The organism is Niallia sp. Marseille-Q9988 (genome assembly GCF_976954375.1).
The window spans coordinates 38,251-63,580 of sequence record NZ_CDRJSZ010000018.1; the positions used below are offsets into that span (position 1 = coordinate 38,251).

General features: G+C 37.0%; 26 protein-coding genes and 1 riboswitch. Of the genes, 23 read left to right on the top strand and 3 right to left on the bottom strand.

Translation table 11 applies throughout. The features are described 5' to 3' along the window. The first annotated feature begins 4 nt into the window (after nucleotides 1-4). The 5 genes from ACWNMZ_RS23145 to ACWNMZ_RS23165 all read left to right on the top strand — a co-directional run bounded on the left by ACWNMZ_RS23145 (nucleotide 5) and on the right by ACWNMZ_RS23165 (nucleotide 4,276). Nucleotides 5-862: an NADPH-dependent oxidoreductase gene (locus tag ACWNMZ_RS23145; protein WP_449598925.1), complete on the top strand. Its 858-nt coding sequence runs from the start codon at nucleotides 5-7 to the stop codon at nucleotides 860-862. Between the two features lie 20 nt (nucleotides 863-882). Further along, nucleotides 883-1,410: a nitroreductase family protein gene (locus ACWNMZ_RS23150; RefSeq protein ID WP_449598934.1), complete on the top strand. Its 528-nt coding sequence runs from the start codon at nucleotides 883-885 to the stop codon at nucleotides 1,408-1,410. Further along, nucleotides 1,382-1,696, top strand: a complete 315-nt coding sequence (locus ACWNMZ_RS23155; RefSeq protein ID WP_449598926.1) for a DUF6092 family protein — start codon at nucleotides 1,382-1,384, stop codon at nucleotides 1,694-1,696. Before ACWNMZ_RS23150 ends, ACWNMZ_RS23155 begins: the two co-directional genes overlap by 29 nt. A gap of 512 nt (nucleotides 1,697-2,208) precedes the next feature. Then, nucleotides 2,209-3,567 carry an FAD-dependent oxidoreductase gene (locus ACWNMZ_RS23160; protein ID WP_449598927.1) on the top strand — a complete coding sequence of 453 codons (1,359 nt, stop codon included), beginning with the start codon at nucleotides 2,209-2,211 and terminating at the stop codon, nucleotides 3,565-3,567. A 106-nt stretch (nucleotides 3,568-3,673) separates the two neighbouring features. Beyond that, entirely contained in the window at nucleotides 3,674-4,276 is a 603-nt protein-coding gene (locus tag ACWNMZ_RS23165; protein WP_449598935.1) for a DNA-3-methyladenine glycosylase, read from the top strand. Between the two features lie 56 nt (nucleotides 4,277-4,332). Here the strand turns inward: ACWNMZ_RS23165 and ACWNMZ_RS23170 are convergent, their stop codons facing one another. Further along, nucleotides 4,333-5,304 carry a bile acid:sodium symporter family protein gene (locus tag ACWNMZ_RS23170; RefSeq protein WP_449598928.1) on the bottom strand — a complete coding sequence of 324 codons (972 nt, stop codon included), beginning with the start codon at nucleotides 5,302-5,304 and terminating at the stop codon, nucleotides 4,333-4,335. A 272-nt stretch (nucleotides 5,305-5,576) separates the two neighbouring features. On the opposite strand from ACWNMZ_RS23170, the gene ACWNMZ_RS23175 reads away from it, so the two are divergent. The 4 genes from ACWNMZ_RS23175 (at nucleotide 5,577) to thiW (ending at nucleotide 9,242) form a co-directional block, all read left to right on the top strand. Continuing rightward, nucleotides 5,577-6,344: an ABC transporter ATP-binding protein gene (locus ACWNMZ_RS23175; RefSeq protein ID WP_349205098.1), complete on the top strand. Its 768-nt coding sequence runs from the start codon at nucleotides 5,577-5,579 to the stop codon at nucleotides 6,342-6,344. A 16-nt stretch (nucleotides 6,345-6,360) separates the two neighbouring features. Beyond that, a complete protein-coding gene (locus ACWNMZ_RS23180; protein WP_031537682.1) occupies nucleotides 6,361-7,170 on the top strand; it encodes an ABC transporter permease in 810 nt (269 codons plus the stop codon). A 163-nt stretch (nucleotides 7,171-7,333) separates the two neighbouring features. Beyond that, nucleotides 7,334-8,356, top strand: coding sequence for an ABC transporter substrate-binding protein (locus tag ACWNMZ_RS23185; RefSeq protein WP_109768776.1), 1,023 nt, complete (start codon nucleotides 7,334-7,336; stop codon nucleotides 8,354-8,356). Between the two features lie 119 nt (nucleotides 8,357-8,475). Then, nucleotides 8,476-8,585, top strand: a riboswitch (TPP riboswitch). A gap of 159 nt (nucleotides 8,586-8,744) precedes the next feature. Beyond that, nucleotides 8,745-9,242 (top strand): energy coupling factor transporter S component ThiW, encoded by a 498-nt coding sequence (thiW, locus tag ACWNMZ_RS23190; RefSeq protein WP_048717435.1) that lies wholly within the window; start codon nucleotides 8,745-8,747, stop codon nucleotides 9,240-9,242. A 477-nt stretch (nucleotides 9,243-9,719) separates the two neighbouring features. Here thiW and ACWNMZ_RS23195 read toward each other — a convergent pair whose 3' ends face one another. Beyond that, a complete protein-coding gene (locus ACWNMZ_RS23195) occupies nucleotides 9,720-10,445 on the bottom strand; it encodes a GntR family transcriptional regulator (RefSeq protein ID WP_048717433.1) in 726 nt (241 codons plus the stop codon). Between the two features lie 269 nt (nucleotides 10,446-10,714). On the opposite strand from ACWNMZ_RS23195, the gene ACWNMZ_RS23200 reads away from it, so the two are divergent. The 9 genes from ACWNMZ_RS23200 to ACWNMZ_RS23240 all read left to right on the top strand — a co-directional run bounded on the left by ACWNMZ_RS23200 (nucleotide 10,715) and on the right by ACWNMZ_RS23240 (nucleotide 19,877). Further along, nucleotides 10,715-11,023: a PTS sugar transporter subunit IIB gene (locus tag ACWNMZ_RS23200; RefSeq protein WP_048717431.1), complete on the top strand. Its 309-nt coding sequence runs from the start codon at nucleotides 10,715-10,717 to the stop codon at nucleotides 11,021-11,023. Between the two features lie 4 nt (nucleotides 11,024-11,027). Beyond that, nucleotides 11,028-12,386, top strand: coding sequence for a PTS sugar transporter subunit IIC (locus ACWNMZ_RS23205; protein WP_048717429.1), 1,359 nt, complete (start codon nucleotides 11,028-11,030; stop codon nucleotides 12,384-12,386). Between the two features lie 19 nt (nucleotides 12,387-12,405). Next, complete coding sequence (locus ACWNMZ_RS23210) at nucleotides 12,406-12,750, top strand: PTS lactose/cellobiose transporter subunit IIA (protein ID WP_048717427.1); 345 nt, start codon at nucleotides 12,406-12,408, stop codon at nucleotides 12,748-12,750. Next, nucleotides 12,747-14,078, top strand: a complete 1,332-nt coding sequence (locus tag ACWNMZ_RS23215; RefSeq protein WP_048717424.1) for a 6-phospho-beta-glucosidase — start codon at nucleotides 12,747-12,749, stop codon at nucleotides 14,076-14,078. Before ACWNMZ_RS23210 ends, ACWNMZ_RS23215 begins: the two co-directional genes overlap by 4 nt. 60 nt (nucleotides 14,079-14,138) lie before the next feature. Then, complete coding sequence (chbG, locus tag ACWNMZ_RS23220) at nucleotides 14,139-14,840, top strand: chitin disaccharide deacetylase (RefSeq protein ID WP_031537685.1); 702 nt, start codon at nucleotides 14,139-14,141, stop codon at nucleotides 14,838-14,840. Between the two features lie 315 nt (nucleotides 14,841-15,155). Next, a complete protein-coding gene (locus ACWNMZ_RS23225) occupies nucleotides 15,156-16,397 on the top strand; it encodes a PucR family transcriptional regulator (RefSeq protein WP_449598929.1) in 1,242 nt (413 codons plus the stop codon). Between the two features lie 163 nt (nucleotides 16,398-16,560). After that, a complete protein-coding gene (gene ald / locus ACWNMZ_RS23230) occupies nucleotides 16,561-17,697 on the top strand; it encodes an alanine dehydrogenase (RefSeq protein ID WP_031537689.1) in 1,137 nt (378 codons plus the stop codon). 255 nt (nucleotides 17,698-17,952) lie between these two features. Further along, a complete protein-coding gene (locus ACWNMZ_RS23235) occupies nucleotides 17,953-18,894 on the top strand; it encodes an ABC transporter ATP-binding protein (RefSeq protein ID WP_031537690.1) in 942 nt (313 codons plus the stop codon). After that, entirely contained in the window at nucleotides 18,891-19,877 is a 987-nt protein-coding gene (locus tag ACWNMZ_RS23240) for an ABC transporter permease (protein ID WP_048717420.1), read from the top strand. Before ACWNMZ_RS23235 ends, ACWNMZ_RS23240 begins: the two co-directional genes overlap by 4 nt. 324 nt (nucleotides 19,878-20,201) lie before the next feature. On the opposite strand, the gene ACWNMZ_RS23245 is transcribed toward ACWNMZ_RS23240, so the two are convergent. Continuing rightward, nucleotides 20,202-20,339 carry a hypothetical protein gene (locus tag ACWNMZ_RS23245; protein ID WP_192840934.1) on the bottom strand — a complete coding sequence of 46 codons (138 nt, stop codon included), beginning with the start codon at nucleotides 20,337-20,339 and terminating at the stop codon, nucleotides 20,202-20,204. Nucleotides 20,340-20,589: 250 nt separating this feature from the next. Here ACWNMZ_RS23245 and ACWNMZ_RS23250 point away from each other — a divergent pair, with 250 nt between their 5' ends. The 5 genes from ACWNMZ_RS23250 to ACWNMZ_RS23270 all read left to right on the top strand — a co-directional run bounded on the left by ACWNMZ_RS23250 (nucleotide 20,590) and on the right by ACWNMZ_RS23270 (nucleotide 25,306). After that, complete coding sequence (locus tag ACWNMZ_RS23250) at nucleotides 20,590-20,916, top strand: MerR family transcriptional regulator (RefSeq protein ID WP_016202571.1); 327 nt, start codon at nucleotides 20,590-20,592, stop codon at nucleotides 20,914-20,916. Between the two features lie 533 nt (nucleotides 20,917-21,449). After that, on the top strand, nucleotides 21,450-22,214 hold the full coding sequence (locus tag ACWNMZ_RS23255; protein WP_048717417.1) for a threonine/serine exporter family protein: 765 nt from the start codon (nucleotides 21,450-21,452) through the stop codon (nucleotides 22,212-22,214). A 15-nt stretch (nucleotides 22,215-22,229) separates the two neighbouring features. Next, nucleotides 22,230-22,688, top strand: coding sequence for a threonine/serine exporter family protein (locus ACWNMZ_RS23260; protein WP_031537695.1), 459 nt, complete (start codon nucleotides 22,230-22,232; stop codon nucleotides 22,686-22,688). Between the two features lie 226 nt (nucleotides 22,689-22,914). After that, nucleotides 22,915-24,243, top strand: coding sequence for a 6-phospho-beta-glucosidase (locus ACWNMZ_RS23265; RefSeq protein ID WP_031537696.1), 1,329 nt, complete (start codon nucleotides 22,915-22,917; stop codon nucleotides 24,241-24,243). A gap of 154 nt (nucleotides 24,244-24,397) precedes the next feature. Beyond that, nucleotides 24,398-25,306, top strand: coding sequence for an NAD(P)/FAD-dependent oxidoreductase (locus ACWNMZ_RS23270; protein ID WP_109768781.1), 909 nt, complete (start codon nucleotides 24,398-24,400; stop codon nucleotides 25,304-25,306). Nucleotides 25,307-25,330 lie beyond the last annotated feature (24 nt).

Below are 25,330 nucleotides of genomic sequence, written 5' to 3' on the forward strand. Positions count from 1 at the left end.
AGTAGTGAAATGGGAAAAACGGGGTACACGAGTAGAGTTAGAAGGATTATCACGAGAAGAACATTTATTTAATGAGACAATCGAGATCTTGACTGCACATGAATCGGTAAGGGCCTTTCAATCGAAAGATCTTCCAGCTAATATGCTTCAAGCGATTACAGTTGCAGCGAGAAGTGCTCCTACCTCTTCCAACTTGCAAGCATATAGCATGATAGTGGTAGAAGATGAACAAAGAAAAGCACGGTTAGCTTCATTGTCTGGAAATCAGGCATTTATCAAGGAAGCACCAGTGTTTCTTGTCTTCTGTGCAGATATTTACCGGTTAAAATATGTTACCGAAGCCCAGGGGTATACTTTTTTATCTAATACGCTTGAAATGTTTCTCCTTTCCTCTATGGATGCAACGCTTGCTTTGCAAAATGCACTTGTTGCTGCTGAATCATTAGGTTTAGGCTGTGTACCAGTAGGTTCTATTCGAAACAATCCTGATGCTGTTGCAGAGGAGCTTGGTCTTCCAGAAGGTGTTTTTGCTGTTTCAGGATTATCGATAGGGTATGAAAAAGCAAGCGTGAGACGAGGCATAAAGCCGAGATTGCCAGAACAAGTTACTGTCCATAAGGAAAAATATACAACTGAAAATCTAGATGAACTGCTAGAACAATATGATGAGACAATGATTTCCCGTAAAACCTATGATGGACGCAGAGTTTCCTTAGCAGGAGAGCCTGAGAAGCATGGTGTTGACTATGGATGGAGAGAACATACGGCAAGAAGATGCACAAGACCAGAAACGATAGCTGCTTCTGCTAGTTTAAGAGAAAATTTAAAAAGTATTTTAGAAAATAGAGGATTTTCTTTTTAAAGGAGGAATGAATATTGGATGTGCTAGACGCAATTGAAACAAGGAGAAGTTCTCGCTCCTTTCAAGAAAACAAGGAACTGTCTTCAGAAATAATAGAAGCCATTGAACAAAGTATCCTCCATAGTCCATCGGGAAGTAATGCCCAAGAATCTCACTTCATTATTGTTCAGGACAAAGAGCAGCTTAAGAGAATAAAAAGGTTTTCTCCAGGTTTATCAGGAAATCCATCCGCTGTTATTGTTTTGTGTTCTAACCCAACAGAAGCCCTAAATAAAGGGGGAAAAGATTCAGAGGAAGTCCTGCGCTTTGTGAATCTGGGAATAGTAGCTGCGTATATTCTTTTATCTACCCATACATTAGGTATCGGAAATTGCCCGGTCAGATCTTTTCACAAAGAAGCCATTAAGACATTATTGGAGCTACCAAACGAGATGGAACCAGAGCTTCTAATCAGCTTAGGCTACTCCAAAGAGGCTCCAAGAAAAAAGAACAGCAGATTAAAAGAGGAGGTAATTTCCTTTGACAAGTACGGAGTCAATCAAGAGTGAGAAGGTACTAGAGCTTGCTAGAGATTATGCAGGATATGTTCTTACAAGTGCAAAAGGGTTGTATTGCGAGCCTGCACATTATGGGCCGCTAAGAATGGTTGGTGCATTGGAAAGAACCCTTCTTTTATTAAAAGAACTTGGCATAGAGGATAAAGAAATAGAAGAGGCTCTCTCTATTGTACGGAAAGAAGGCTGGCGTGCCTTATCCGATCCTTCGGGCTATGAAAAAGCATTGGACCAATCTATTCATGAGTTAGTAGATATTACGGTGAAAAATAAGGAGTAGAAGGAATTTAAATAGCACTTGAATAATGGCTTTCAGATTGTAGATAAAAGGGGTTGGAACATAAGTATTCTAGCTAAATAAAGTCCCAAACAATCAGTATGAATTCCGTATGATTGTTCGGGGTTTTATTGAATTTTATAAAAATTATTTGTTGTTATAACCCGCAAACTGAATACACTTCGCTTTCTGTGGAGCTCGCGATGAGCCGCGGTCTTCTTCCGCTGAAGTGACCCCCTGTAGCAGAAATTAATATCCTCATTAGAATTGTAAGAGCTTAGAAAAATAATTATTCAATTATTCAAAAATCCTGTATGAATACCAAATTTATATTTTGGAATAAATTTCTATGTTTTTTCTTGTGAATTACATCACAAAATAGTTGCATTAACAAATATTCGATGTATAATAAAGGTGTGAACAAAATGTGAATCTTATCACAATATATGTGATTTTTTTCACTCGTTAAGTGAAGTATTTCACATTTAATTTATCACAAAAGGAGTTTTTAAACGATGAAAGTAGTTGTAATTGGATGTACACATGCTGGAACAGCAGCAGTAAAAACATTAGCTAATTTAAATAAAAATATAGATATAACAGTATATGAAAAAAATAATAATGTTTCCTTTTTATCTTGTGGAATTGCTTTATACGTTGGTGGGGTCGCAAAGGATGCTAGCCAATTATTTTATTCCTCACCAGAGGAACTGAAATCCCTTGGTGCAACCATGCATATGGAGCATGAGGTATTAGAGGTTGATACAGCAAACAAGGAAGTGCGGGTGAAAGACTTAAATACAGGGGAAGAAAAGATTGATCACTACGATAAATTAGTGATGACAACAGGCTCTTGGCCAATTATTCCGCCAATCGATGGCATTAACTTGGATAATATTTTGCTCTCCAAAAACTATAATCAAGCAAATGAAATTATTGAGCGATCCAAGAATGTAAAGAACGTGACAGTAATCGGAGCTGGATATATTGGTGTAGAGTTAGTAGAAGCATTTGCATTAAATGGAAAAAACGTAACATTAATTGATAGTGAAGATCGAATCTTAAATAAGTACTTAGATAAGGAATTTACAGATGTAGTAGAGGCTGAATTTGCAGAGCGCAATATTCACTTAGCATTACAACAAACGGTAACAAAATTCGTAGGAAATGAACAAGGAAAAGTAACAAAGGTTTATACAACAAAAGGCGAATATGAAACAGACTTAGTTATCCTATGTGTCGGCTTTAGACCAAACACCAATCTGTTAAAGGGAAAAGTAGACCTGCTTCCTAATGGTGCAATTAAGATTAATGAATATATGCAGTCAAGTAACCAAGATATTTATGCAGCAGGGGATAGCTGTGCGGTTAATTACAATCCAACAGGAGAAAAAGTATATATCCCTCTTGCGACCAATGCTGTTCGAATGGGAACATTGGTAGGACACAATATTGCGGGGCATCCATTGAAGTATATGGGGACACAAGGGACTTCAGGATTGCATATTTTTGGATTGAATATGGCATCGACTGGTTTAACGGAAGTAACTGCAAAGCTTAATAATATTCCTTATGAAGTAGTAGAAGTTATTGATAATGATCGCCCTGAATTTATGCCAACATTCCATGAAATTCGCTTAAAAGTTCTTTTCCATAAAGAGACGAGACAAATTTTAGGTGCCCAGTTGATTTCAAAAGCAGATGTTACACAAATGATGAACACATTATCTGTATGTATTCAAACGAAAATGACGATCGAAGAATTAGGATTTATCGATTTCTTCTTCCAACCACATTTTAATAAACCGTGGAACACATTGAATCAGGCGGGATTAGCTGCTTTAGCGAAAGAGAAAGAACTTATTGAGCAATAGGTAGTCAGAAGAAATGGAATCATCTCTATAATCAAAGGGATGGTTCTTTCTTTTTGGGGGAAAAGAAAAGTAAACTAGTAAGAAATAAATGAGGAGAAGGACAATGATTGATTACATAAACCAGCCAACAGAAGACATTGCAAGACAACTGTTAGGAAAGATTCTTATTCACCAGACGCCGACTCATTCGTATAGTGGTTATATTGTGGAGACAGAGGCTTATATTGGGGTGGAGGATATGGCTTGTCATAGCTATGCTGGAAGACGAACCCCTAGGTTAGAATCCATGTATAAAATAGGGGGGACAATTTATATTTACACAATGCATACCCATCAGATGCTAAATATTGTAACAAAAAAAGTGGGTGATCCGCAGGCTGTCCTGATTCGAGCAATCGAACCCCTTGGCGGAATAGAATGGATGGAACGTAATCGAAAAACAACAGGTGTAACAATCTGTAATGGCCCTGGGAAATTAACGAAAGCAATAGAAATCACAAAATCCTTAAATGGAGATGTAATAAATAGAAGTTCATTATTTATAACGGATGGAAAAACACCATCACAAATAGAGGAATCAGCAAGAATCGGTATTCCCAATAAAGAAGAGTGGACTTCAAAACCGTTACGATACTATGTAAAAGGGCATCCTTTTGTTTCTGGGATGAAAAAAGGAGAGATGGATTTAAAAGGAGAATTATGGAAATGAAAAAGTAGGGTAACTTTCTCTATAGAAAGAGTTACCCATTTTTCTTTTGAATGAATTCACAACATTTTCCCTTCCTTGACTTTTCCAATGAAAGGTTTCTCATACACTATTTTGATGAAGTAGCCATATAACGCTGCTAAAATTTGTTGGAATAGCATGCCGATAACAACGGGAACGGCCACTGCAGGTGGGAAGAAGCTTACAGCTAGCACTGCCCCCGCACTAATATTTCTCATGCCCCCAGAATAAATCATGGCAATGATCTCCTCTTTGCTTCGTTTCGTTAAAATTCCTAATATCCAAGCAAAAAGGTAACCAGATAATGCAATGATAAAAACAGTAAGTGCCACTTGAAAAAACTTTTTATCAATATTCCGCAAGTAAGGGGCCACGACAGAACTATTAATACTAACAACAAGCGCTAAGCCAATTTTGGAAAAGGGAGAAAGTGTCTGATTCCATACTTTTGCTTTTTCCTTTGAAAATTGATTAAAAGCCATACCAGCAATCGAGGGCAAAACAATCATTCCAAGTAGCCCCTTCATCATTCCCCAAACCTCTAGCTGTACAGCCTCTCCAACGAATAGACTCATACTCAAAGGCACAAGAAATGGAGAAAGCAGGGTGTCGAGCAAGATAATAGCTAGCGTTAGTGCAATATTTCCTTTATATAGGCTAACCCAAATAACACTTGTAATCCCAGTTGGAATAACAACCGCTAAAGTAAGACCGGTAATGGTATAGGCATCCCCTTGGAAAAATAGATGTCCGATCATAAAAGCCCATAAAGGAGTGATGATATGAAGAATTGCCAGTGTTAACAGTAAAGATAGCGGGTGAGTAATTGTATATTTCACCGATTTAAAGTTAGATGTCAGGCTACCTACAAAAGTCATAACCGCAAAAATCCATGGTACTAAGAAAGCAACATGATTCAATACACCAGCTAGCAATACACCAATGACTACACTCACAGGGGTTAAAATCGGCATCCACTTTCCAAGAAAAGCATTCATTTTTTGTAACATGTACAGGACTCCAGTTCTTGAAAAAAAATATACGTTCATTTTAACACATAATTTATCTGTGTTTGTTATAATTTTCAGATTATTAAAAAAGCAGAAGAAAGGTTTTTTTAACTAGATAGCTTTTTTCTATAATAATTATCCCATTCGCCTATTTTTACATATAGTATAGCAAGAGCAAGTTTAGAAATGTGGAACGTTCATTGAAAATCTAGAATTTCTATGTAAATAATACGCAAATACAATGAATATTTCAGAATGGGGAGGGATGCAGGTTGTACAAATTAGAGGTAATAAAAAGTAGTAAGGTTTTTCGGAAAAATGGAAAAGAATTTTTCGCATTAAAGGATGCGAATTTGCAGATTCCAGAGGGGAAATTTGTCAGTATCATTGGTCCTAGTGGTTGTGGAAAATCAACGTTATTTAATATTATTGCTGGATTAATAAAACCATCTACTGGTCATGTCTTTTTAGACGGAAAAGATATTGTTGGTAAAAGTGGGCATGTCGGCTATATGCTCCAAAAAGATTTGCTCCTGCCGTGGAGAAATATTCTCCATAATGTGATTTTAGGATTAGAAGTAAAAGGTGTTCCGAAAAAAGAGGCAATCCAAAGAGCCTTGCCTTTGTTAGAAAGATACGGATTAGAAGGATTTGAGAAACATTTCCCAGAGGAATTATCTGGAGGGATGAGACAACGAGCAGCTTTGTTAAGGACTTTGCTTTATGATCAAGATGTTATTTTATTGGATGAACCTTTTGGAGCATTGGATGCACAAACGCGATTGCTTATGCAGGAATGGCTTTTACAAATATGGGGAGATTTTAAGAAAACGATTCTCTTTATCACACATGATATTGATGAAGCCATTTTTTTATCTGATGAAATATATATTCTCACACCAAGACCGGGAACGATTAAGGAAAAGGTATCCATTCATTTACCGAGACCACGAACTGAACAAACCCTTCTGGACCCTGCGTTTATTCAATTAAAGGAATATGTTCTACAAGCGCTGAAGTCGAATGAAGAAACAGAATAAGGAAGGAGGGCTATGTATGGAAACAAAAAGAGAATTTTATATCGAGGATGAAGAAGCCATTGCGAAAAGGAGAAAGAATTTTACCCGGATAGGACAATGGAGCTTTGGAATTCTTTTTCTTCTAGCATGGGAACTGCTGTCCAAATGGAAGGTTATTGATTCCTATTATTGGAGCAGTCCAACTACGATATGGAAAACAGGTTATATAGCTTGGACAGAGGGCTCGTTATGGAATGATTTAATATACACATCAGGGGCAACCATCTTTGGTTTTGGATTAGGAACCTTTTTTGGCGCCTTATTAGGGCTTTCCTTCTGGTGGTCCTACTATTATTCTCGTATTTCAGAACCGTATTTAATTGCATTTAATGCCGTCCCGAAGCTAGCTTTGGCACCGGTCCTTGTTATTTTATTTGGAATAGGCTTTGGCTCCAAAGTAGTTCTCGCTTTTATGATGACCATTATTACTACAGCTCTTGCGGCATATAGTGGTGTGAAGGCAGTAGATAAGGATTTGGAAAAATTAATGTATTCTCTCGGTGCCAAGAGATGGCATGTCTTCACAAAAGTTGTCATACCAACTACGATGCCATGGATTGTAAGTAGTTTGAAAATAAATATTGCTTTAGCTTTGGCAGGTACCATCGTTGGCGAATTTATAAGCTCCAGACAAGGCATTGGCAGAATGATTCTATATGCAGGCCAAATTATGAACATTAATCTCGTCTGGGTCGGAGTAGCAGTATTGTCCATCTTATCGATTGTTATGTACTTTGCTACTGTATGGATAGAAAAGCTTCTGTTAAAAGGGAGAAATGTTGAATAAGATATTTTCCTTTTGGAAAGCACATAATGAGAAAAAATGCTCCATATATATGAAATAGAATAGTTAGTTCCATCATCCACATTATACTTCTTATTCATCTTCCTTTTTCAATCCACTAATCATTTTTCCCATTCTATTTATATATAAAAAGGGGGCATTACCTTTGAAAAAGTGCAGGATTTTTTTACTTGCATGTCTTAGTATTGTGTTGATCCTTTCTGGATGTAGTTCACATGAGGGGGCAAATGAAACGAAGGATGGTTTGCGAAAGCTTGTTATCTCTGAGCCCGTTCACTTGATTGGCTATCTTCCACTATATGTTGCGATAGAGGAAGGTTATTTTGAAGAAGAGGGACTGGAGGTAGAAGTTATAACAGCAACAGGAGGTGCTCATGTTACTTCTGTTGTGAGCGGAGATGCTTGGGGAGTAATTGGCGGACCAGATTCCAATCAAATGGCGAATCTGGGAAGCTCTGATCCTATTCAGTCAGTAGTCAATGTTGTCAATCGAGCAAATGTCTATTTGATGGGAAATTCAGATGAACCAGTTGATAGTGAGAATGAGGAAGAGCTGGCAAATTATTTAAAAGGAAAAACGATTGCTGCGGGTCGATATGGAGGAAGCCCCAACCTGTTGACAAGATGGCTGTTAATGGAGTTAGGATTGGATCCTGAAAAAGATGTAACACTAGAAGAACCAGCTGATGCAAGTGCAGTTGTGTCCCTAGTGGAATCTGGGAATGCTGATATTGCAAACGGAGGAGAACCACAAATTACAGAAGGAATGAACAAAGGCGTCTGGAAAGAACCGTTTTATAGCTTCGCTAGTTTAGGAGATTATCCGTATTCAGTTGTCAGTGTCAAAAAATCCACAATAGAAAAAGAGCCAGAAGTAGTGGAGAGCTTTGTCAGAGCAGTATTAAAGGGATTAGAAACAGTGGAGGATAATCCGGAACTATCCATGCAAGTGCTAAAAGCGGAATTCCCTTCCACATCAGTGGAAAGTCTGCAGGCTTCGCTAGATCGAGCTTATGCAGATGAATTATGGAGTAAAGATGGCTATATTTCCGAAGAATCTGTAGCAAAACCAATGGATGTCGTAGAAAAGACGGGTGTATACACAGAAGGCTATAACTACGATGAATTAATCGACATGCAGTTTGTGGATAAATTGTCAGAAGAGTAAAGTAGTCTAGAAGTGTTCTATACTAGTTAGTTGAAAGGATACTCCAATACCTTTAATTAAAGAAAAATAGTGCTTTTTGTTAGAAAGGAAATAAGTTACAATAAAGAGCATAAGCATATATTGACTACTAGGGGTGCCAGGTGATGGCTGAGAGAAAAACCTGTTCGTTTTTTAACCCTAAAGACCTGATCTGGATTATGCCAGCGTAGGGAAGTAGCAGATTAACTCTATTTCTTTTTGACTTTATCAGTCAGGTCTGTTTAGATCTGGCTTTTTTGTTGTTTATCAATGGTCAGTATGTAAATAGACGATATTCATGTATTCATTCCTACGTATCAGTCGGTGCCGTTACTTTTATGCTTAAAATGATTAAGAGGAGGAAATGAATTTGAAAAGAACGAAACTTCTAGTGTTAATGGCTATGTTTACTGCTATTGGCACATATGGTTCCACCCTTCTTTGGTTTCCAGCAGGTATTGCCAAAGCATACCCAGTTCAACATGCGTTAAATGTAATAGCTGGAGTCATACTCGGTCCAATTCCGGCAGTGATCATTGCCTTTGCAACTTCACTGTTAAGAAATTTATTAGGAACTGGATCTTTATTAGCCTTCCCAGGAAGTATGATTGGTGCACTTTTGGCAGGTTATCTATTTCATAAAACCTCGAAGCCGATTTTTGCTGCATTAGGAGAATTTGTTGGAACAGGAATCATTGCTTCTTTAGTTGCAGTGCCTTATGCTTCCGTTTTGTTAGGCACAAAGACAGGGGCATTATTTTACCTGCCATCCTTTGCTGTTAGTAGTTTTGCAGGGGCTATCATCGGTTTAGTGCTAGTCAGTCGTTTGGTAAAAATAAAGTCGTTTCAAATGTTAAACCAAAATTAATAGAATAGATATTAGGACCGGTTAGGAAAGTCATGTGACTTGTGCTAATCGGTTTTTTTGTGAGTAAATCGACTGCTTTTGTGGATAAAATGTGGATAATATAGTAAATTTGGTGCTTCTGTGGAAAAATAAGTGGTAATGAGAAAGAAATATTCGGTCGGAAAACTGGCATTAGGAATTTATTGTGGAAAAAAACTGTTTGGTGAAGAGCTGAAAGGGTGTAATGTGGATTATTTGTGGAAAAAAGAGTTTTCATAAAGAGGATGAAAGCCATATTTAATAGGTTGGTTGAGAAAAAGGGTGTTCATAAAGAGCAAGCAAGCTTTTACTAGATTCGTATAGAAAAGAAGAGTTTATAAAGAAAAATAACTTTAGCCAAATCCCGGAGTAAAAGTCACCAGAAGTTACTTCATTAGAAAACCATCTTTTAATCCAGGCGGATATTTGTAGTAACAAATACCCACCTATTCTTACTAATTAATAATTCCGTTCAATGACAAAGTGCGCTCTGTCACCTCTATAAATCGTCTTTGAATATTCAATAGCTGTTTCATCCTCTGCATAAGCAAAAGTTTCCAATAAAAAACAAGGGGAGCCAGCTGGTATCTTTAACATCTTAGAAATCGTGTCATCTGCCAAAATCAATTCAAGATGCTCTACTGTTTTGCTTATCTTAATATTGTATTTTGTTTCAAGCATTTTATATAAGGATTTTTCACATGCCGAACTATCTAATCCAGGTACTTTATACCAGGGTAGATAAGAGATTTCATATTGAAGAGGAGCATCGTTTACATAACGCATCCGTTCTAGGCAGTTAACTGGTTCTCCTATGTTTTGGTTAAATTGTTTGGCAAGGAAGTCTGTGGCTTCTATGACTTTAAGCTGTAGTACTTTTATAGATGGATCTTTCCCCTGCATCATAATTTGTTCAGAGAACTGTTCCACTGTACTAGTTAAAGATTGTTTTACTTTATTTTCCGCAACAAAGGTACCTTTCCCTTGCACTCGGTACACATATCCTTCCACCGTTAGCTGTTGCAGTGCAGTGCGGATGGTTGTTCTACTAACTCCAAACGTTTTGCAAAATTCTGCCTCAGTTGGCAATTTAGTATCCGGTTGATATTCGCCACTTTTAATCATGTTGATAATAGACTCTTTTACAATGGAGTGCAGTGCAGCTTCTTTGTTTATTTCTTCCACAATCGTTTCCCTCCGTAATATCTATATGTATAGAATATCTTTTCTAATCTTAATAAGCAAACAATTAATAAATTTGTAATAACAAATAAAAATATATTGAAATATAAACAATTTGTTATTACAATATAGACAAGGGTTTTCCCTATTTCTTTATCTCACTTAAGAAAGCAGACTAGCCGAGGAATTCGCAAGTAAAATAATCAGAAGGGATATCCGTTTTTTTAAAATCAAAAGTCAGAATAATCTATCAATTAAAAGGGGATGAATTATTGAATATTCTATTATGTTGTTCAGCTGGAATGTCTACAAGTTTATTAGTTTCGAAGATGGAACAAAGTGCAAAAAAACAAGGGATAGACTGCAAGATTTGGGCGATAGCAACCTCTGAAGTGAATGACGAGATAGAGAACGCTGATGTCGTTTTGTTAGGCCCTCAAGTACGATTTCTATTGCCTCAAGTAAAAAAAGCAGGCGATCAAAAAGGGATTCCTGTTGCAACCATTAACCCGCAAGACTACGGACTATGCGATGGTGAAAAAGTGTTGGAACAAGCCACTACTTTAATTAAGGGGGAATAAAGAAATGATGGGATTTATTGAGAAATTTATTATGCCATTTGCATTAAAGCTCGGTAATCAAAGACATCTGCTTGCGATTAGGGATACATTAATTGGTATGATTGCTATTACTATTGTAGGTTCCTTTGCAGTACTTTTTAATAATCTTGGGCAAATTATTCCGCCATATGGAAGAATGATGGAAGCAATATTTGGTCCAAACTGGTCAACGCTAGGTGGGGATATATGGTTTGGAACATTTGCTTTTCTTTCTGTGTTTGCAGTGTTTGGTATCTCCTATAAATTAGCTAAATCTTATGGAGATGAGGGCTTTGAAGCAATGCTTATATCCGCAGCCTGTTTTTTCTTATTATTGCCCCAAACAGCAAATGTCACATTACCAATAGATGAAGCTGCGACTGAAACAGTTGCAGGTGGAGTCTGGGGGTTAGTCTCTGTTAATTATTTCAACGCCACTGCTCTATTTACAGCCATTATCGTAGCATTGATTACAACAGAAATTTTCTTACGTTTATCTAAAATTAAAGCATTGGTTATAAAAATGCCAGATGGGGTACCGCCAGCTGTTTCTAAGTCATTCGCAAAATTAGTGCCAGGTATGGGAACTATTTTTTTAGCAGGACTATTTGGGGTAGTTTTCAGAATGGTTACAGATGGAAAGGTACTAAATGATTGGTTAAATACAGTGATTGTATCCCCATTAACAAATGCTGTTGATTCTCTTCCTTTTGCCATATTAAGTGTATTGTTAATACACTTATTCTGGATGTTAGGCTTACACGGGACAAATGTATTAGGTGGAATTACGACGCCTTTGTTTGAAAAAACAGGAGCTGAAAACATCGATTTAGCTCAAGCGGGAGTAAAAGCATTAGGAGAATATCATATCCTTGCAGGTTCATTTCTCGATGCGTTTGTGTTTTTAGGTGGAGCCGGTGCAACCTTAGGATTAATTATTGCCATGATTATTGCAGGAAGAAAACGATATAAGCAGATGATTGGGCTTGGTGGGGCTCCGGGTGTTTTCCAAATTAATGAGCCAATTCTATTTGGTCTACCAATTGTTTTAAATCCAATTTGGTTTATTCCGTTTGTACTTGGACCTGTTATTACAACTATTATCTCGTATCTTGCAGTTGAATACGGAATTGTCCCACCAGTAACTGCAAAAATTCCGTGGGTAACACCACCGATAGTCGGCGGCTACTTAGCGACTGGGGGAAGCTTTCTGGGGGCTGGCTTGGCTGCTTTAAATTTACTTATATCAACGGTTGTTTATTTACCATTTGTTTATGCGCAGGTCAAAATTGATTCAAAAAATAAAACAGAGCTTGCAAAAGATTCCGATTCTGTAAGTGTCTGAAAGAAAGTAGGGAAATAAGGTGAATACGGAAGAATTATACCAACTCTCCTTTCAGCTGATTTTACATAGCGGAAATGCGAGAAGCTTTGCGATGGAAGCCATACAGGATGCGAAAAAAAAGGATTTTCATGCTGCCAAAAAGAAGTTAACAGAGTCAGATACGGAACTATCAGAGGCTCATAAAATCCAGACAAAATTACTCCATCTGGAGGCTGGTGGGGACCAATTTATGATTCCGATTATCCTTATCCATGCACAAGATCACCTAATGACAGCAATGACATTGAAAGACCTTGCTCTTGAGATTATTGAATTGCGAGAAGAAGTTTTGCAACAGACAACGAGAAAGGGGATGGCAGAATGAGCCAAGGCTTAAAAATAGTTACTATAGGTGGAGGCTCAAGCTATACGCCTGAACTAATCGAGGGCTTTATTAAGTACCATGAAGAATTACCTGTAAAAGAAATATGGCTTGTTGATATTGAAGAAGGTAAAGAAAAGTTGGAAATTGTCGGCGAATTAGCGCGTAGAATGGTAGCAAAGGCGGGTGTTTCGATTGATATTTTTCTCACATTAGATCGGAGAAAGGCGCTTAGCGGGGCTGATTTTGTTACAACCCAATTGCGGGTGGGGCAGCTTGCAGCAAGAGCGCTTGATGAGAAAATTCCGTTGAAGCATGGCGTCATTGGTCAAGAAACAAACGGACCTGGCGGATTATTTAAAGCGTTTCGGACTATTCCAGTTATGTTGGAAATAGCGAAAGAGATGGAAGAACTCTGTCCCGATGCTTGGTTAATTAACTTTACAAACCCTGCTGGAATGGTAACAGAAGCAGTTTTGCGCTACAGTGGGATTTCAAAAGTTGTTGGTTTATGCAATGTACCGATTGGAATGGAACGAGGGGTTGCGGATTTATTGAATGTCGATCCTGCAAGAGTAAGAATAGATTTCGCAGGTCTGAATCATATGGTTTACGGAATTGATGTGTTTGTTGACGGCAAAAGTGTGAAGAGTGAGATAATCGAATTAATAACAGACCCTGACAAAGCAATTACGATGAAAAATATTCATGCGATGGGCTGGGAGCCTTCATTTTTAAGAGGATTAAATTTATTCCCTTGTCCATATCACAATTATTATTACAAAACAGGAGATGTACTTGCACAGGAGTTAAAGGATGCGGAAAAAGGGGAAACTCGTGCGGAAGTGGTGCAAAAATTAGAAGCGGGATTATTTGAATTATATAAAGACCCAGAACTTGCTATAAAACCTCCCCAGTTAGAAAAACGTGGAGGCGCATACTATAGCGATGCTGCTGTTCGTCTAATTCGTTCTATGTATATGGATAAATGTGATATCCAAGCAGTCAATACAGTGAACCATGGTGCAATTACGGGAATTCCATATGAATCAGCAGTGGAAGTCAGTTGTATTATTACGAAAGACGGACCGAAGCCGATCACGGTTGGAGAGCTTCCAATAGCGGTTCAAGGATTAGTTATGCAAATCAAATCCTTTGAAAGAGTAGCTATTGAAGCAGCTATTTCTGGCGATTATGAGAAAGCGCTGCTTGCCATGACCATTAATCCACTCGTGCCAAGTGACCGAGTTGCTAAGCTAATTCTTGATGAAATGCTAGAAGCACATAGAGCGTATTTACCACAGTTTTTCCGGAAAAAAGTGTTTGTATAAAAAAAGCTGAGCTGTGTATATAAATTGATGGCTCCATAGGCTTTAAAAGGAGACGAATCCATGACAAAAGTGATTATTAATGCAGATGATTTCGGTCTTAGTCGAGGAGTTAACTATGGAATCATTGATGCCCATCTCAAGGGACTTGTTACGTCTGCAACGATGATGATGAATGCAAAGGCAACAAAGCATGCCATTTCCTTAGCTAAAGATACACCATCTTTAAAGGTAGGTGTCCATCTTGTGTTAACATGGGGAAGGCCGCTTTTAGAGGATGTTCCAAGCCTTATAGATGAAGCGGGGAATTTTAAAAAGCAAATCTTTGTTTACAAAAATCCGGTTTCAATAAGCTTGGATGATCTAGAAAGAGAATGGACAGCGCAAATTGAAAAATGCTTTGATGCCGATCTTACTCCATCACATTTAGATAGTCATCATCATGTGCATGGAATAAAAGAATTTTATCCAGTAATAAAAAAGCTTTCAGAAAAATACGGGTTACCTGTAAGAAATGCAGGCACTCATTTTACGGATATTCAAACATTAACAGATGTCTTTTTAGATGATTTTTATGGTGATGGAGTTACGGATAGCTATTTTGAAAATTTACATGAGCAAGTAGAAGGTGGAAAAAGCATCGAAATAATGACCCATCCTGCTTATTTGGATGAAACATTAATGAAGGAATCTTCTTACAATATGCAGCGGCTAAAGGAAACAAGGATTTTAATGGATGCAAAGTCTATAAAACAGAAAATATAGCAATAACAAGGACCTTTTGAAGGAGGAGCACTCTTTTGAAAGGTCTTTTTTGGTTTGTAATTTGATAAGAACGCCCTATTTAATGACAACAAGCCAATCTTTTAAAGGAGCTAATAGAAGATTATTAATGGAAAATAACCGATCCTTCGACTACACAACTTTGTTAGCTTTTATAAAAGTGGCAGAGGGAGCGAAGGTAAAATTAGTTTATGTATTTTTCTAAAGATTCTTATTGTTGAATGCCCTCCAAACAAGATAAAATATAGATAACGTTATGAACGATTTCAGATTGTTTATTTGGAAAGGGGTAGATGAATGACAAGTGAGCCGCGAAATCCGTTTAGAAGGGATATGTATGATTCCCTCGAAAGCTTTGCAGATCATGTTAGTGAGCTATTAGGATGTCCTATCACGTTGGAGGATCCCCATCATCGTGTGTTAGTATACAGCAGTCATGACGAAGAAACGGATATGGTCAGAATTTCTACCATTATTAGTCGCAGAGTTCCAGAGAAAGTAATCAATCGCTTTTGGAAGGATGGAGTGATTCCACAGCTTCTTCAAAGTAAAAAGCCAATTCGGATTAAGGGGAAAGAGGATATTGGTCTTGGAAACCGGGTTGCTGTTTCCATTTGGAGAGGGGATGAGGTAATCGGATATATTTGGGCCATCGAAATGGGAACCCCCTTAACGGAGGAAAAGATGGGGTTTTTAGAGAACGCGGCATCGGTAGCACGGCATCTTTTGTCCCGTTTTACAACAAGCAAAACCCCTACTTTACAGGATAATCAAGAATTCTTTTGGAGGATGTTAACGGGATATGTGAAAGAGACGGACGTTAACGAAAAATTAAAGGAAATGGGGGTGCCTTCCTTAGCTTGTTTTACGGTGATGATTTTCCCGTTTTCTAAAATGATTACAAAGGAAATAGAAAAGCATATACTTTATCTACTGAAAGTATCCCAGGATGTGAAAATTTCCTTCTCAACTATTGAAGATAATGAATTAGTTATTTTGGCAACACCTCTTGAGGATAACGGGAATTCAATTGCTTGTTTTACAAAATTCATCTGTAGTTTTCAGCAAAACTTAGAAGACAGATTTTCTATTAAAGAAGTGAAGGGTACCTTTGGGGGAGTTTACAAACAGTATCGAGATGTACCAAAAAGTTTCAGAGAGGCGAGAACTGTTTTAGAGGTGCGAGAGAAATTTCCTCAGGAGGCAGGTGCGTTTTACCATTATCAAGAACTAGGTATCTATCAGTTTTTAGATATCCTTTTAGAAAAGAGAAGGCAGGATGGATCGGAAAATATCGCTATTCGAAATCTAAAAGAATATGATAAAGCGCATAATACAGAATTATTAGCAACACTAGAAGCATATTTAGATGAAAGTGAAAATATACAAAAGACTGCCGCTCGTCTGCATATTCATCCCAATACGCTTGCATATCGTTTAAAGCGGATGGTAGAAATTATGGAAGTTGATTTATCAATGCCTAATCAAAAGTTTATGATCTATTTAGATTTAAAATTAATGCATTGGCAGAAAGAATAGCGATTGGGCACGACAACCAGTCCTCTTTTCTCTTTGTGTTTTTTCACAAAGGAGTAGTTTTTGATTCATTAATTTTAACAAAGATAATTTTCAGAATTCGTCCTATTATATTAATAAGATATCTAACAAAATATGTTAGATTTTATAACAAGGAGGAATTCTGATGATTATTGGTATCCCAAAGGAAATTAAAAACAATGAAAATAGGGTCGCAATTACTCCTTCCGGTGTGTCTTATTTAAAAAATGGTGGCCACGAAATTTTAGTAGAACAAAATGCAGGATTCGGAAGTGGCTTTACAAATGAAGAATATGCTGCAGCAGGTGCGAAAATAATCGATTCAGCAGCTCAAGTATGGAATACAGCAGAAATGATTATAAAAGTAAAGGAACCATTAGCATCCGAGTACCAGTATTTCCGTAAAGGACTTATTTTGTTTACGTACTTACATTTAGCAGCAGAACCGGAATTAGCTAAAGCTTTAACGGATAACGGTGTAATTGGAATAGCTTATGAAACGATAGAAGCAAATGGTAAATTACCATTATTAACACCGATGAGTGAGGTTGCTGGAAGAATGGCTGTCCAAATTGGTGCTCAGTTCTTAGAAAAGCCGCATGGAGGAAAAGGAATCTTATTAGCGGGCGTTCCTGGTGTGAAAAAGGGAAATGTAACAATCATTGGTGGCGGTATTGTTGGGATGAACGCTGCAAAGATAGCGATTGGATTAGGAGCAAATGTAACGTTATTAGACTTAAATCCTGAAAGATTAAGAGAATTAGATAATCAATTTGGTGCAAGCTTAAGCACTGTAATTTCTAACCCTGCGAATATTGAAGACGCAGTTGTGAATGCAGACTTAGTAATTGGTGCTGTATTAATTCCAGGTGCAAAAGCACCGAAACTAGTAACGGAAGAAATGGTCAAGAAAATGATGCCAGGTTCTGTTATTGTGGATGTGGCAATTGACCAAGGAGGAATTTTCGAAACAGTAGATCATATTACAACACATGATAATCCTACCTATGTGAAGCATGGAGTTGTGCATTATGCTGTTGCTAATATGCCTGGTGCGGTTCCAAGAACATCTACAATTGCTTTGACGAACGTAACAATGCCATACGCACTTCAAATTGCAAATCTGGGAGCAGTAGCAGCAATTGAGGGTAATTATGCTATTAAACAAGGTGTAAATACATTTGCCGGAAAAATCACCTATGCTCCTGTAGCAACAGATCTTGGCTATGACTATACACCTGTCCAAGAAGTTATTAATAATTTATCAACAGCAACTGTCTGAACAAAATAAATGGAAGCTTATCCACAACCGTTCTCCTTTAAAAAACAAGGGAGAGCGGTTTTTTTAGATGGTTTCAGGAAAATTACAATGAGAGTGGGAGAAAGGCAATACTTTTTGCGGGTTAATATTTTCCAAAAAAGTTCAATTAATTGAAACTTTTTCTAGTAAAAATCGTATTAGTAAAAGAAAAGTGTAGTAATACATTTTATGGGGAGCGAAAGAGGTTTATAGTGATGATATAGAAGGGAGAAAAAGATGAGCTTAAATGCATTGGAAGTCAAAAATCTTACAAAAAGAATCAAAGGTAGGAATATTGTTGATGATGTGAGTTTTTCTGTTGAAAAAGGAGAAATATTTGGGTTGTTAGGACCTAATGGAGCGGGGAAGACAACCATTATCCGAATGATTGTTAGTCTGATTAATAGAACAAATGGTAGTGTTGTTATTGATAATTATAATCTTGATAATAACTTTTCAGAAGCAATGAGCAGCTTAGGGGCAATTGTAGAGAACCCAGAGTTCTATAAATATATGAGTGGATATAAGAATCTAAAGCATTATGCCAGGATGGCGAAGGAATCAATAACCGAAGATCGCTTCAATGAAGTTATTAAATTAGTAGGATTAGAAAATGCCATCCATCAAAAAGTAAAAACCTATTCGCTGGGCATGAGACAGCGTCTTGGAGTAGCACAGGCATTATTACATAAACCAGCTCTTCTGATTTTAGATGAACCAACAAATGGGTTAGACCCACAAGGGATTCGGGAGTTTCGAGATTATTTGCATTTATTAGCAAGGGAAGGAATTTCTGTTTTAGTGTCTTCCCACCTTTTATCGGAAATGCAGTTAATGTGTCATCGGTTTGCAATTATTGAAAAAGGGAAGTTAATTCATATTTCAAATATGGACGAAACAGTTTCGGAGGAAGAAGTAAGTGTAAGAGAAGTAACGTTTGAAATCGAGGAACTAGAAAAAGCTGTTGATTTGCTTGCAAATAGTGGGATGGAAGTGGATGTCATATCTCGAAAAGATAGTGCGTTGGTCGTGAAGGTAGCTAAAGAAGCGATTCCGCTAGTAAATAAGCTGTTTGTTGAAAATCAAATTGCTGTATACGGAATTTATGTAGTAAAAGCAACGTTGGAAGACCGCTTCTTAGAAATTACCAATCAGAAGCGAGAGGAGGAGATAAAATGATTGGGTTAGTACAAAATGAATTAATCAAGATTTGGGAAAAGAAAAACAGTTGGATTTTCCCTATTATACTAATAATTGCCCTTATTGGTGGAAGTGTTCTAGAGATGAAAATGACTCCGCAATATAAAGGGGATGACTGGCGTGCAGCAGTCCAGTCAGAAATCACAAAGCTTGAAAAGAAATTGCCTACAGCGAAGACGGAAGAAGAATTAATGAACAGCGAAGGGATTTTTGATTGGGAAGATACAAAAGAATCAATTGAAATGAACATTCAAGATTATAAAACTAATTTAGAGAAGGATGTTAGTCCCTATACAACCGCTTGGTCAAATATGAACGGAATGGTTATTGGAATGAAATCTTTAATTACCTTATTTGTGGTAATTATTTGCGCTGGAAGTGTATCCTCTGAATTCTCTGATGGAACAATTAAGCAATTACTTATTAGACCACATAAACGATGGAGAATTCTCTTGTCCAAATATATTGCTGTATTAATTTATACCGCCAGTTTAATTGTCTTTTTAATGATTGTCGGGTACTTGATAAGCATAGCATTCTTTGGCATAGGAAGCTTTGGGGATAATGTGCGTGTTATGGGGCAGAGTGGTGAAATCATCGCAAATGGTGGAACGCTATTTTTGAAAATGATTCTTTATTACTTGCCTGGATTAATGCTTGTATTAAGCTTGTCCTTTATGCTATCCACATTATTTAAGAATCAGGCGATAGCTGTTGGGGTCGGGGTGTTTGTGTTGTTTGTTTCCTCAACAATTGGTCAGATTATTCAAATGTTAGCGACAGAATACGCTTGGTTAAAAGTATTGCCATTCCCACATTTGGATCAAACCATTTTCCTATTCCAGGACAAAATAATCGAGACAATAACGATGCCAGCCTCTTTAGGTATCCTATTTATCTATTATGCTCTATTTATGATAATCACCTTTTGGTTTTTCCAAAAGAAAGATGTTAGTATTTAATTAATAAGGGTCATCTATTCCAATCCTGCATTTACGGGAATTAGGATAGATGGCCTTTTTTTGTTAGAGTATTAAAAAAATTCAAACGTTCACTTGCAGTAATGGAAGTATTCTTATAAAATGATGTTAGATTTATTAACAGCAGATAGGAAGAAATATCACTTGGTTGGAGAAGTTTATGGAAGTGAAGCGGAAAAATTTAATGCGGAGCAGATTCGAGTCTAAATAAAACGCTAAAATAAAAGATGGGGATCTCATAAACCTTGTTTGGTTTGGAGATCCCCATATATAAAGAACATGAATTGTGAAGGTTATACAGTTTATTTAGCTATTTTGAACCATTCGAAGAAGTTCGTGGGCGTGTTCACCAGCAACCTCTGCTAAGTGTTCCCAAATCTCGTCTCTCATAAGATCCAGCTCCACAATCTTTTTAGCTAAATCAACTGCTTCTTTGGTTATCATGTAAGAAGGCTCCTCTCCGTTCATAAAAATAATACCTAATACCTATTCCTTGCAAAGAACTTCAAGTAATAGTTTATACATTTAGCATTTTAACGGAAAATAAATAAAAAATCATTAAAAATGTAAGGAAATCTTACCTATTTTTTTATTTTTGTGTTAGGAAATATAACAAATAGTGTTCTGTTTTATCTGAAAAGTATTATAATTAAAATAAGAGAGATTAATATTTAACTTCATGAGGTGAGATGTAATGGATCATGAGCCATCCTATAAGAAAAGAAAGGTAATAACGATTGGTGTCGTAAGTGAACTAACTGGTTTAACAGAAAGACAGATTCGATATTATGAACAAAGAAAATTAATTTTTCCAGAGAGGCCAGAAAGAGGAAATCGAAAATATTCATTCTCCGATGTAGAAAGACTCATAGAGATTGCTAATAAACGAGAAGAAGGCGTTCGTACACACGAAATCAGACAAGAAATTATGAAAAAGAACAAAGAAGAAGAAGAGCGCAAAATAAAAAAACAAATGCTTCGTGGTCAAATTAATGCGAGATTTGGGATTCAGAACGATTAGTGAAAAGAATATATGTCCTTTTGTTAAGTCCATTTTAATACGATAATGGACTTTTTATTTTGGAAAAAATTTTTTTCACCTTCCTTTTCTTCTCTGTAAAAATTCCATCATTTTAATTCTGCTCAAATATTGATAAAATAACCATATTTCATATAAACTGTAATTTGTTGATAAAGATCCAAAAGTATATTTTAGCGTACACGATTATTCTAAAAGATAAGTGTCGTTTCGATAGAAAATATTATGAAGTATTGCGGAGCATGCTAAATGCATAGGCCAACTAAAAGGGCAGTATATGTAGGCCCATTGAACAACATTTATTTTTACAAAATCATCCCGATAGAATGACTTGGATGTAAATTTTATGAGAATTGCTTTGCACCAAATGACATGTAAATGTAATTGATCTTTCATACATAGATGTAGACAATAGCTGTTCCTATTTGTATTTTATGGCCAGTTTGCTATCTTTTATTTTTACAGCGATTGTCTGTTAAAGTGGTGCCAATGCTTTTCTTCAATGGAGAGATAGTATGACATATATTTCGGTGGAAAAAACATACGACATTATGGAGATTTGCATATTAGCAGGGAGTATAATGTTACAGAATGGTGCAGAAACACATCGGGTGGAAGATACGATGACAAGAATTGCTACTGCTTATGGGGTGAAAGACTCCGATTGCTTTGTTACGCCAACAGGCATTATCTTATCGTTAGAAGGAGAAGAACCAACAAAGACAAAATTAAATCGCATTATTGAGCGAACTACTAATTTAGAAAAGGTTGTTCGAGTAAATGATATATCTCGTAGAATAAGTACGGGGACGGTAGGCATGAATGAAGCATATCATTTATTGAAAGATGTAGAAGATGAAAAATGTACGTATTCTGATTTGTTTCAAGTAATGGCCGCAGCTATTGCAAGTGGCTGTTTTTTAATCATGTTCGATGGTGTTTGGCGAGATTTTATTCCAGCATTTATAGCAGGTGGGCTAGGGTTCTTGTGTTCCTTGTATTTTCACAAAGTCTTGCAAATAAAGTTCTTTGCTGAAGTCTCTGCCGCTTTCGTGATTGGAGTGGTTGCTTTTCTTGCTGTTTCGACTGGATTTGGCTCGGAAGTGGATAAGATTATTATTGGGTCTGTGATGCCTCTTGTTCCAGGCTTGCTCATAACAAATGCAGTAAGGGATTTGATGGCTGGACATTTAGTATCTGGTATCTCAAAAGGAGCGGAGGCGATTTTAACCGCTACAGCTATTGGTTCAGGAATTGCTGTTGCATTTTTGGTTTTTTAAGGAGAGGAAATAGAAATGAGTGAATTTTTTGCACAGGCAATCACTAGCTTTGTTGCGACATTTGGCTTTGGAATTATCTTTCATATTCCTCGAAAGCTATTAGTCCAATGTGGGTTTATAGGGATGCTTGGATGGATGGCCTATTGGGCAATTGTATTTTTTTATCATAATGAGGTGCTAGCAGCGTTATCGGGTTCCTTTCTTGTAGCGGTTATAAGTCAACTGTTTGCTAGAGTTTACAAATCTCCAGTGATTATTTTTAGTGTTGCTGGGATTATTCCATTAGTACCCGGAGGAGCAGCCTATAATGCGATGCGTCATTTTGTAGAGAATGACTATTATGTAGCTGTTAGTCTTGCAGCGAAGGTATGTTTAATATCTGGTTCCATTGCAATGGGACTAATGTTTTCAGAAGTTATCAATCAATTAATATTTAGGGCGCATGCTCGGAAGAAGGGGCTAAATAAGGTGTAAATGACCTTTATTCAGCTCCTTTTTTGTATAAAATATTCCTTCTAATCTTTATTGAAACACAGTGTTCCTATTTTGGAACACGTTCCATTCTGTGTGAAAAAGTCCTAAAGATCCTGATTCTATTTACTTAAAATGGGTTAGAAGGTAACGTTGTATACGAAAAAACACTTGCGGGCTGTTAAATTTGTAAGGGATTGCAAAAATAAAGGGAAGAAGGCGATCGGTTGTGAGAAAAGGAGTTAAAATTGTTACCATCGGCGGAGGTTCGAGCTACACACCTGAATTGGTAGAAGGTTTTATTAAAAGATATGATTCGTTACCTGTTCGTGAACTATGGTTAGTAGATATTCCTGAAGGGGAAGAAAAGCTAAATATTGTAGGGAATTTGGCAAAAAGAATGGTGCAAAAGGCTGGAGTACCGATTGATATTCATCTAACATTAGATCGAAGAGAAGCGCTTAAGGATGCTGATTTTGTTACAACACAATTTCGTGTTGGTTTGCTTGCTGCTCGTGCAAAAGACGAAAGAATTCCATTAAAATATAATGTAATCGGCCAAGAAACAAATGGTCCAGGAGGATTGTTTAAAGGTTTACGAACAATTCCGGTTATTTTGGATATTGTAAAGGATATGGAAGAGCTTTGTCCAAATGCTTGGCTCATTAACTTTACAAACCCAGCAGGAATGGTGACAGAAGCAGTTCTTCGCCATAGCAACTGGAAGAGAATCATTGGGCTATGTAATGTGCCGATTTCTATTCAAATGGGTGTTGCAAAGCTTTTAGAAGTAGAATCTAGCCGGGTACATGTAGATTTCGCGGGGTTAAATCACATGGTATTTGGGCTAAATGTATACTTAGACGGCAAGAATATTACGCAAGTATTTTTAGAGGAAATGACGAAGCATAAGAGTGATACGATGAAAAATATTGCAGCCATCGATTGGGAACCAGATTTTATTAAAGCGTTAGGGGTTATTCCTTGCGGATATCATCGTTATTATTATAAACAAGCAGAAATGCTTCAAAATGAGTTACAAGAGGCGGCAGAACAAGGTACTCGTGCTGAAGTAGTTCAGCAATTAGAAAAAGAACTATTTGAGCTTTATAAAGATGAAAATTTAGCGATAAAACCACCGCAGCTAGAAAAAAGAGGAGGAGCATACTATAGTGATGCTGCTTGCAGCCTTATTGATTCGATGTATAACGATAGAAGAGACATTCAACCAGTGAATACAATAAATAATGGGGCAATTGCTAGTATTCCAGATGAATCAGCAGTAGAAATTAGCAGTATTATTACGAGAGATGGACCAAAGCCAATTGCTATTGGCGATTTACCTGTAGCAGTACGCGGACTGGTTCAACAAATTAAATCCTTCGAAAGGGTGTCGGCAGAAGCGGCAGTGACCGGAAATTATCACACAGCATTGCTAGCAATGACAATCAACCCATTGCTTCCATCTGATAAAGTAGCAAAACAAATTTTAGATGAAATGCTAGAGGCACATAAAGAGCACCTACCACAATTCTTCAAAGAAGAAGTAATTTACTAAAAGAAAAAATGGCTATATATTCGGGCAACCGCTTATATAGCCATTTTTTCCTTTGTATATGTAAATTCGCCCTTATCGATTAGGGAAGGAAGAATAAGAATCAATTCCCCGTAAAAACTAAAGAAATCATTGAATGGAAAGAAGGGACATGAAGATGACCAGAACTTTTGATTGCATTATTATTGGCGGTGGCATTGCTGGATTACAGGCGGCAATTCAATTAGGAAGATATAACCATGAAGTGCTTATTATCGATGCAGAAGATGGTCGCTCTACTTTATGTAAAAGCTATCATAATATATTGGGTTATCCAGATGGCATAAGTGGTGATGAATTGCGAAGCTTAGGAAAAAAACATGCAGAGAATTTAGGAGTAAAGTTTATTAAAAGTACTGTTATGGCTATAAAAAAAGAAGGGAATTATTTTACTGCTCAAACAGAAACAGATATTATTCGTTCTCGAAAAATCTTGATTGCAACAGGAGTAATGGATAATATACCTCCCTTTCCTGAATTGTATCCTTGTCTAGGAGTAAGTGTCTATTTATGCCCAGATTGTGATGGCTATGAAGTAAAGGATAAGAAAACAATCGTAATCGGTAACGGAAATGTTGGCGCAAATATGGCAATGACTTTAATGTATTGGACAAAGGATATTCTATACATTAACCATGGGGGAGAAGCGGTAGAGGAAAAATTGGAAAAGCAATTGGCCGCAAATAATATTCCTATTTTTACAGCAAAAATAAAACAAGTGATAGCAGATGATTCCCAAATAAAGAGCTATGAATTAGAGGATGGAAAGAAAATAGAAGCACAATCTAGTTTTATTGCATTTGGTGGGAATAAAGTAAAATCAGACCTTGCAGTTCCTTTAGGAGTTGAAATAATGGCAAATAATCACATTATCGTAAATCCGCGCACGAAAATGACGAATATAGATGGGGTTTGGGCGGCAGGAGATGTAGTTGCCCATTCTGAACAGGTTACAATCGCAATGGGAGAGGGTTCACAAGCAGCTATTTGGATTCATAAAGCTTTATTACAAGAGGGTGGAAAATAAAAAGAGGTCTCTTAAATAGGAGAA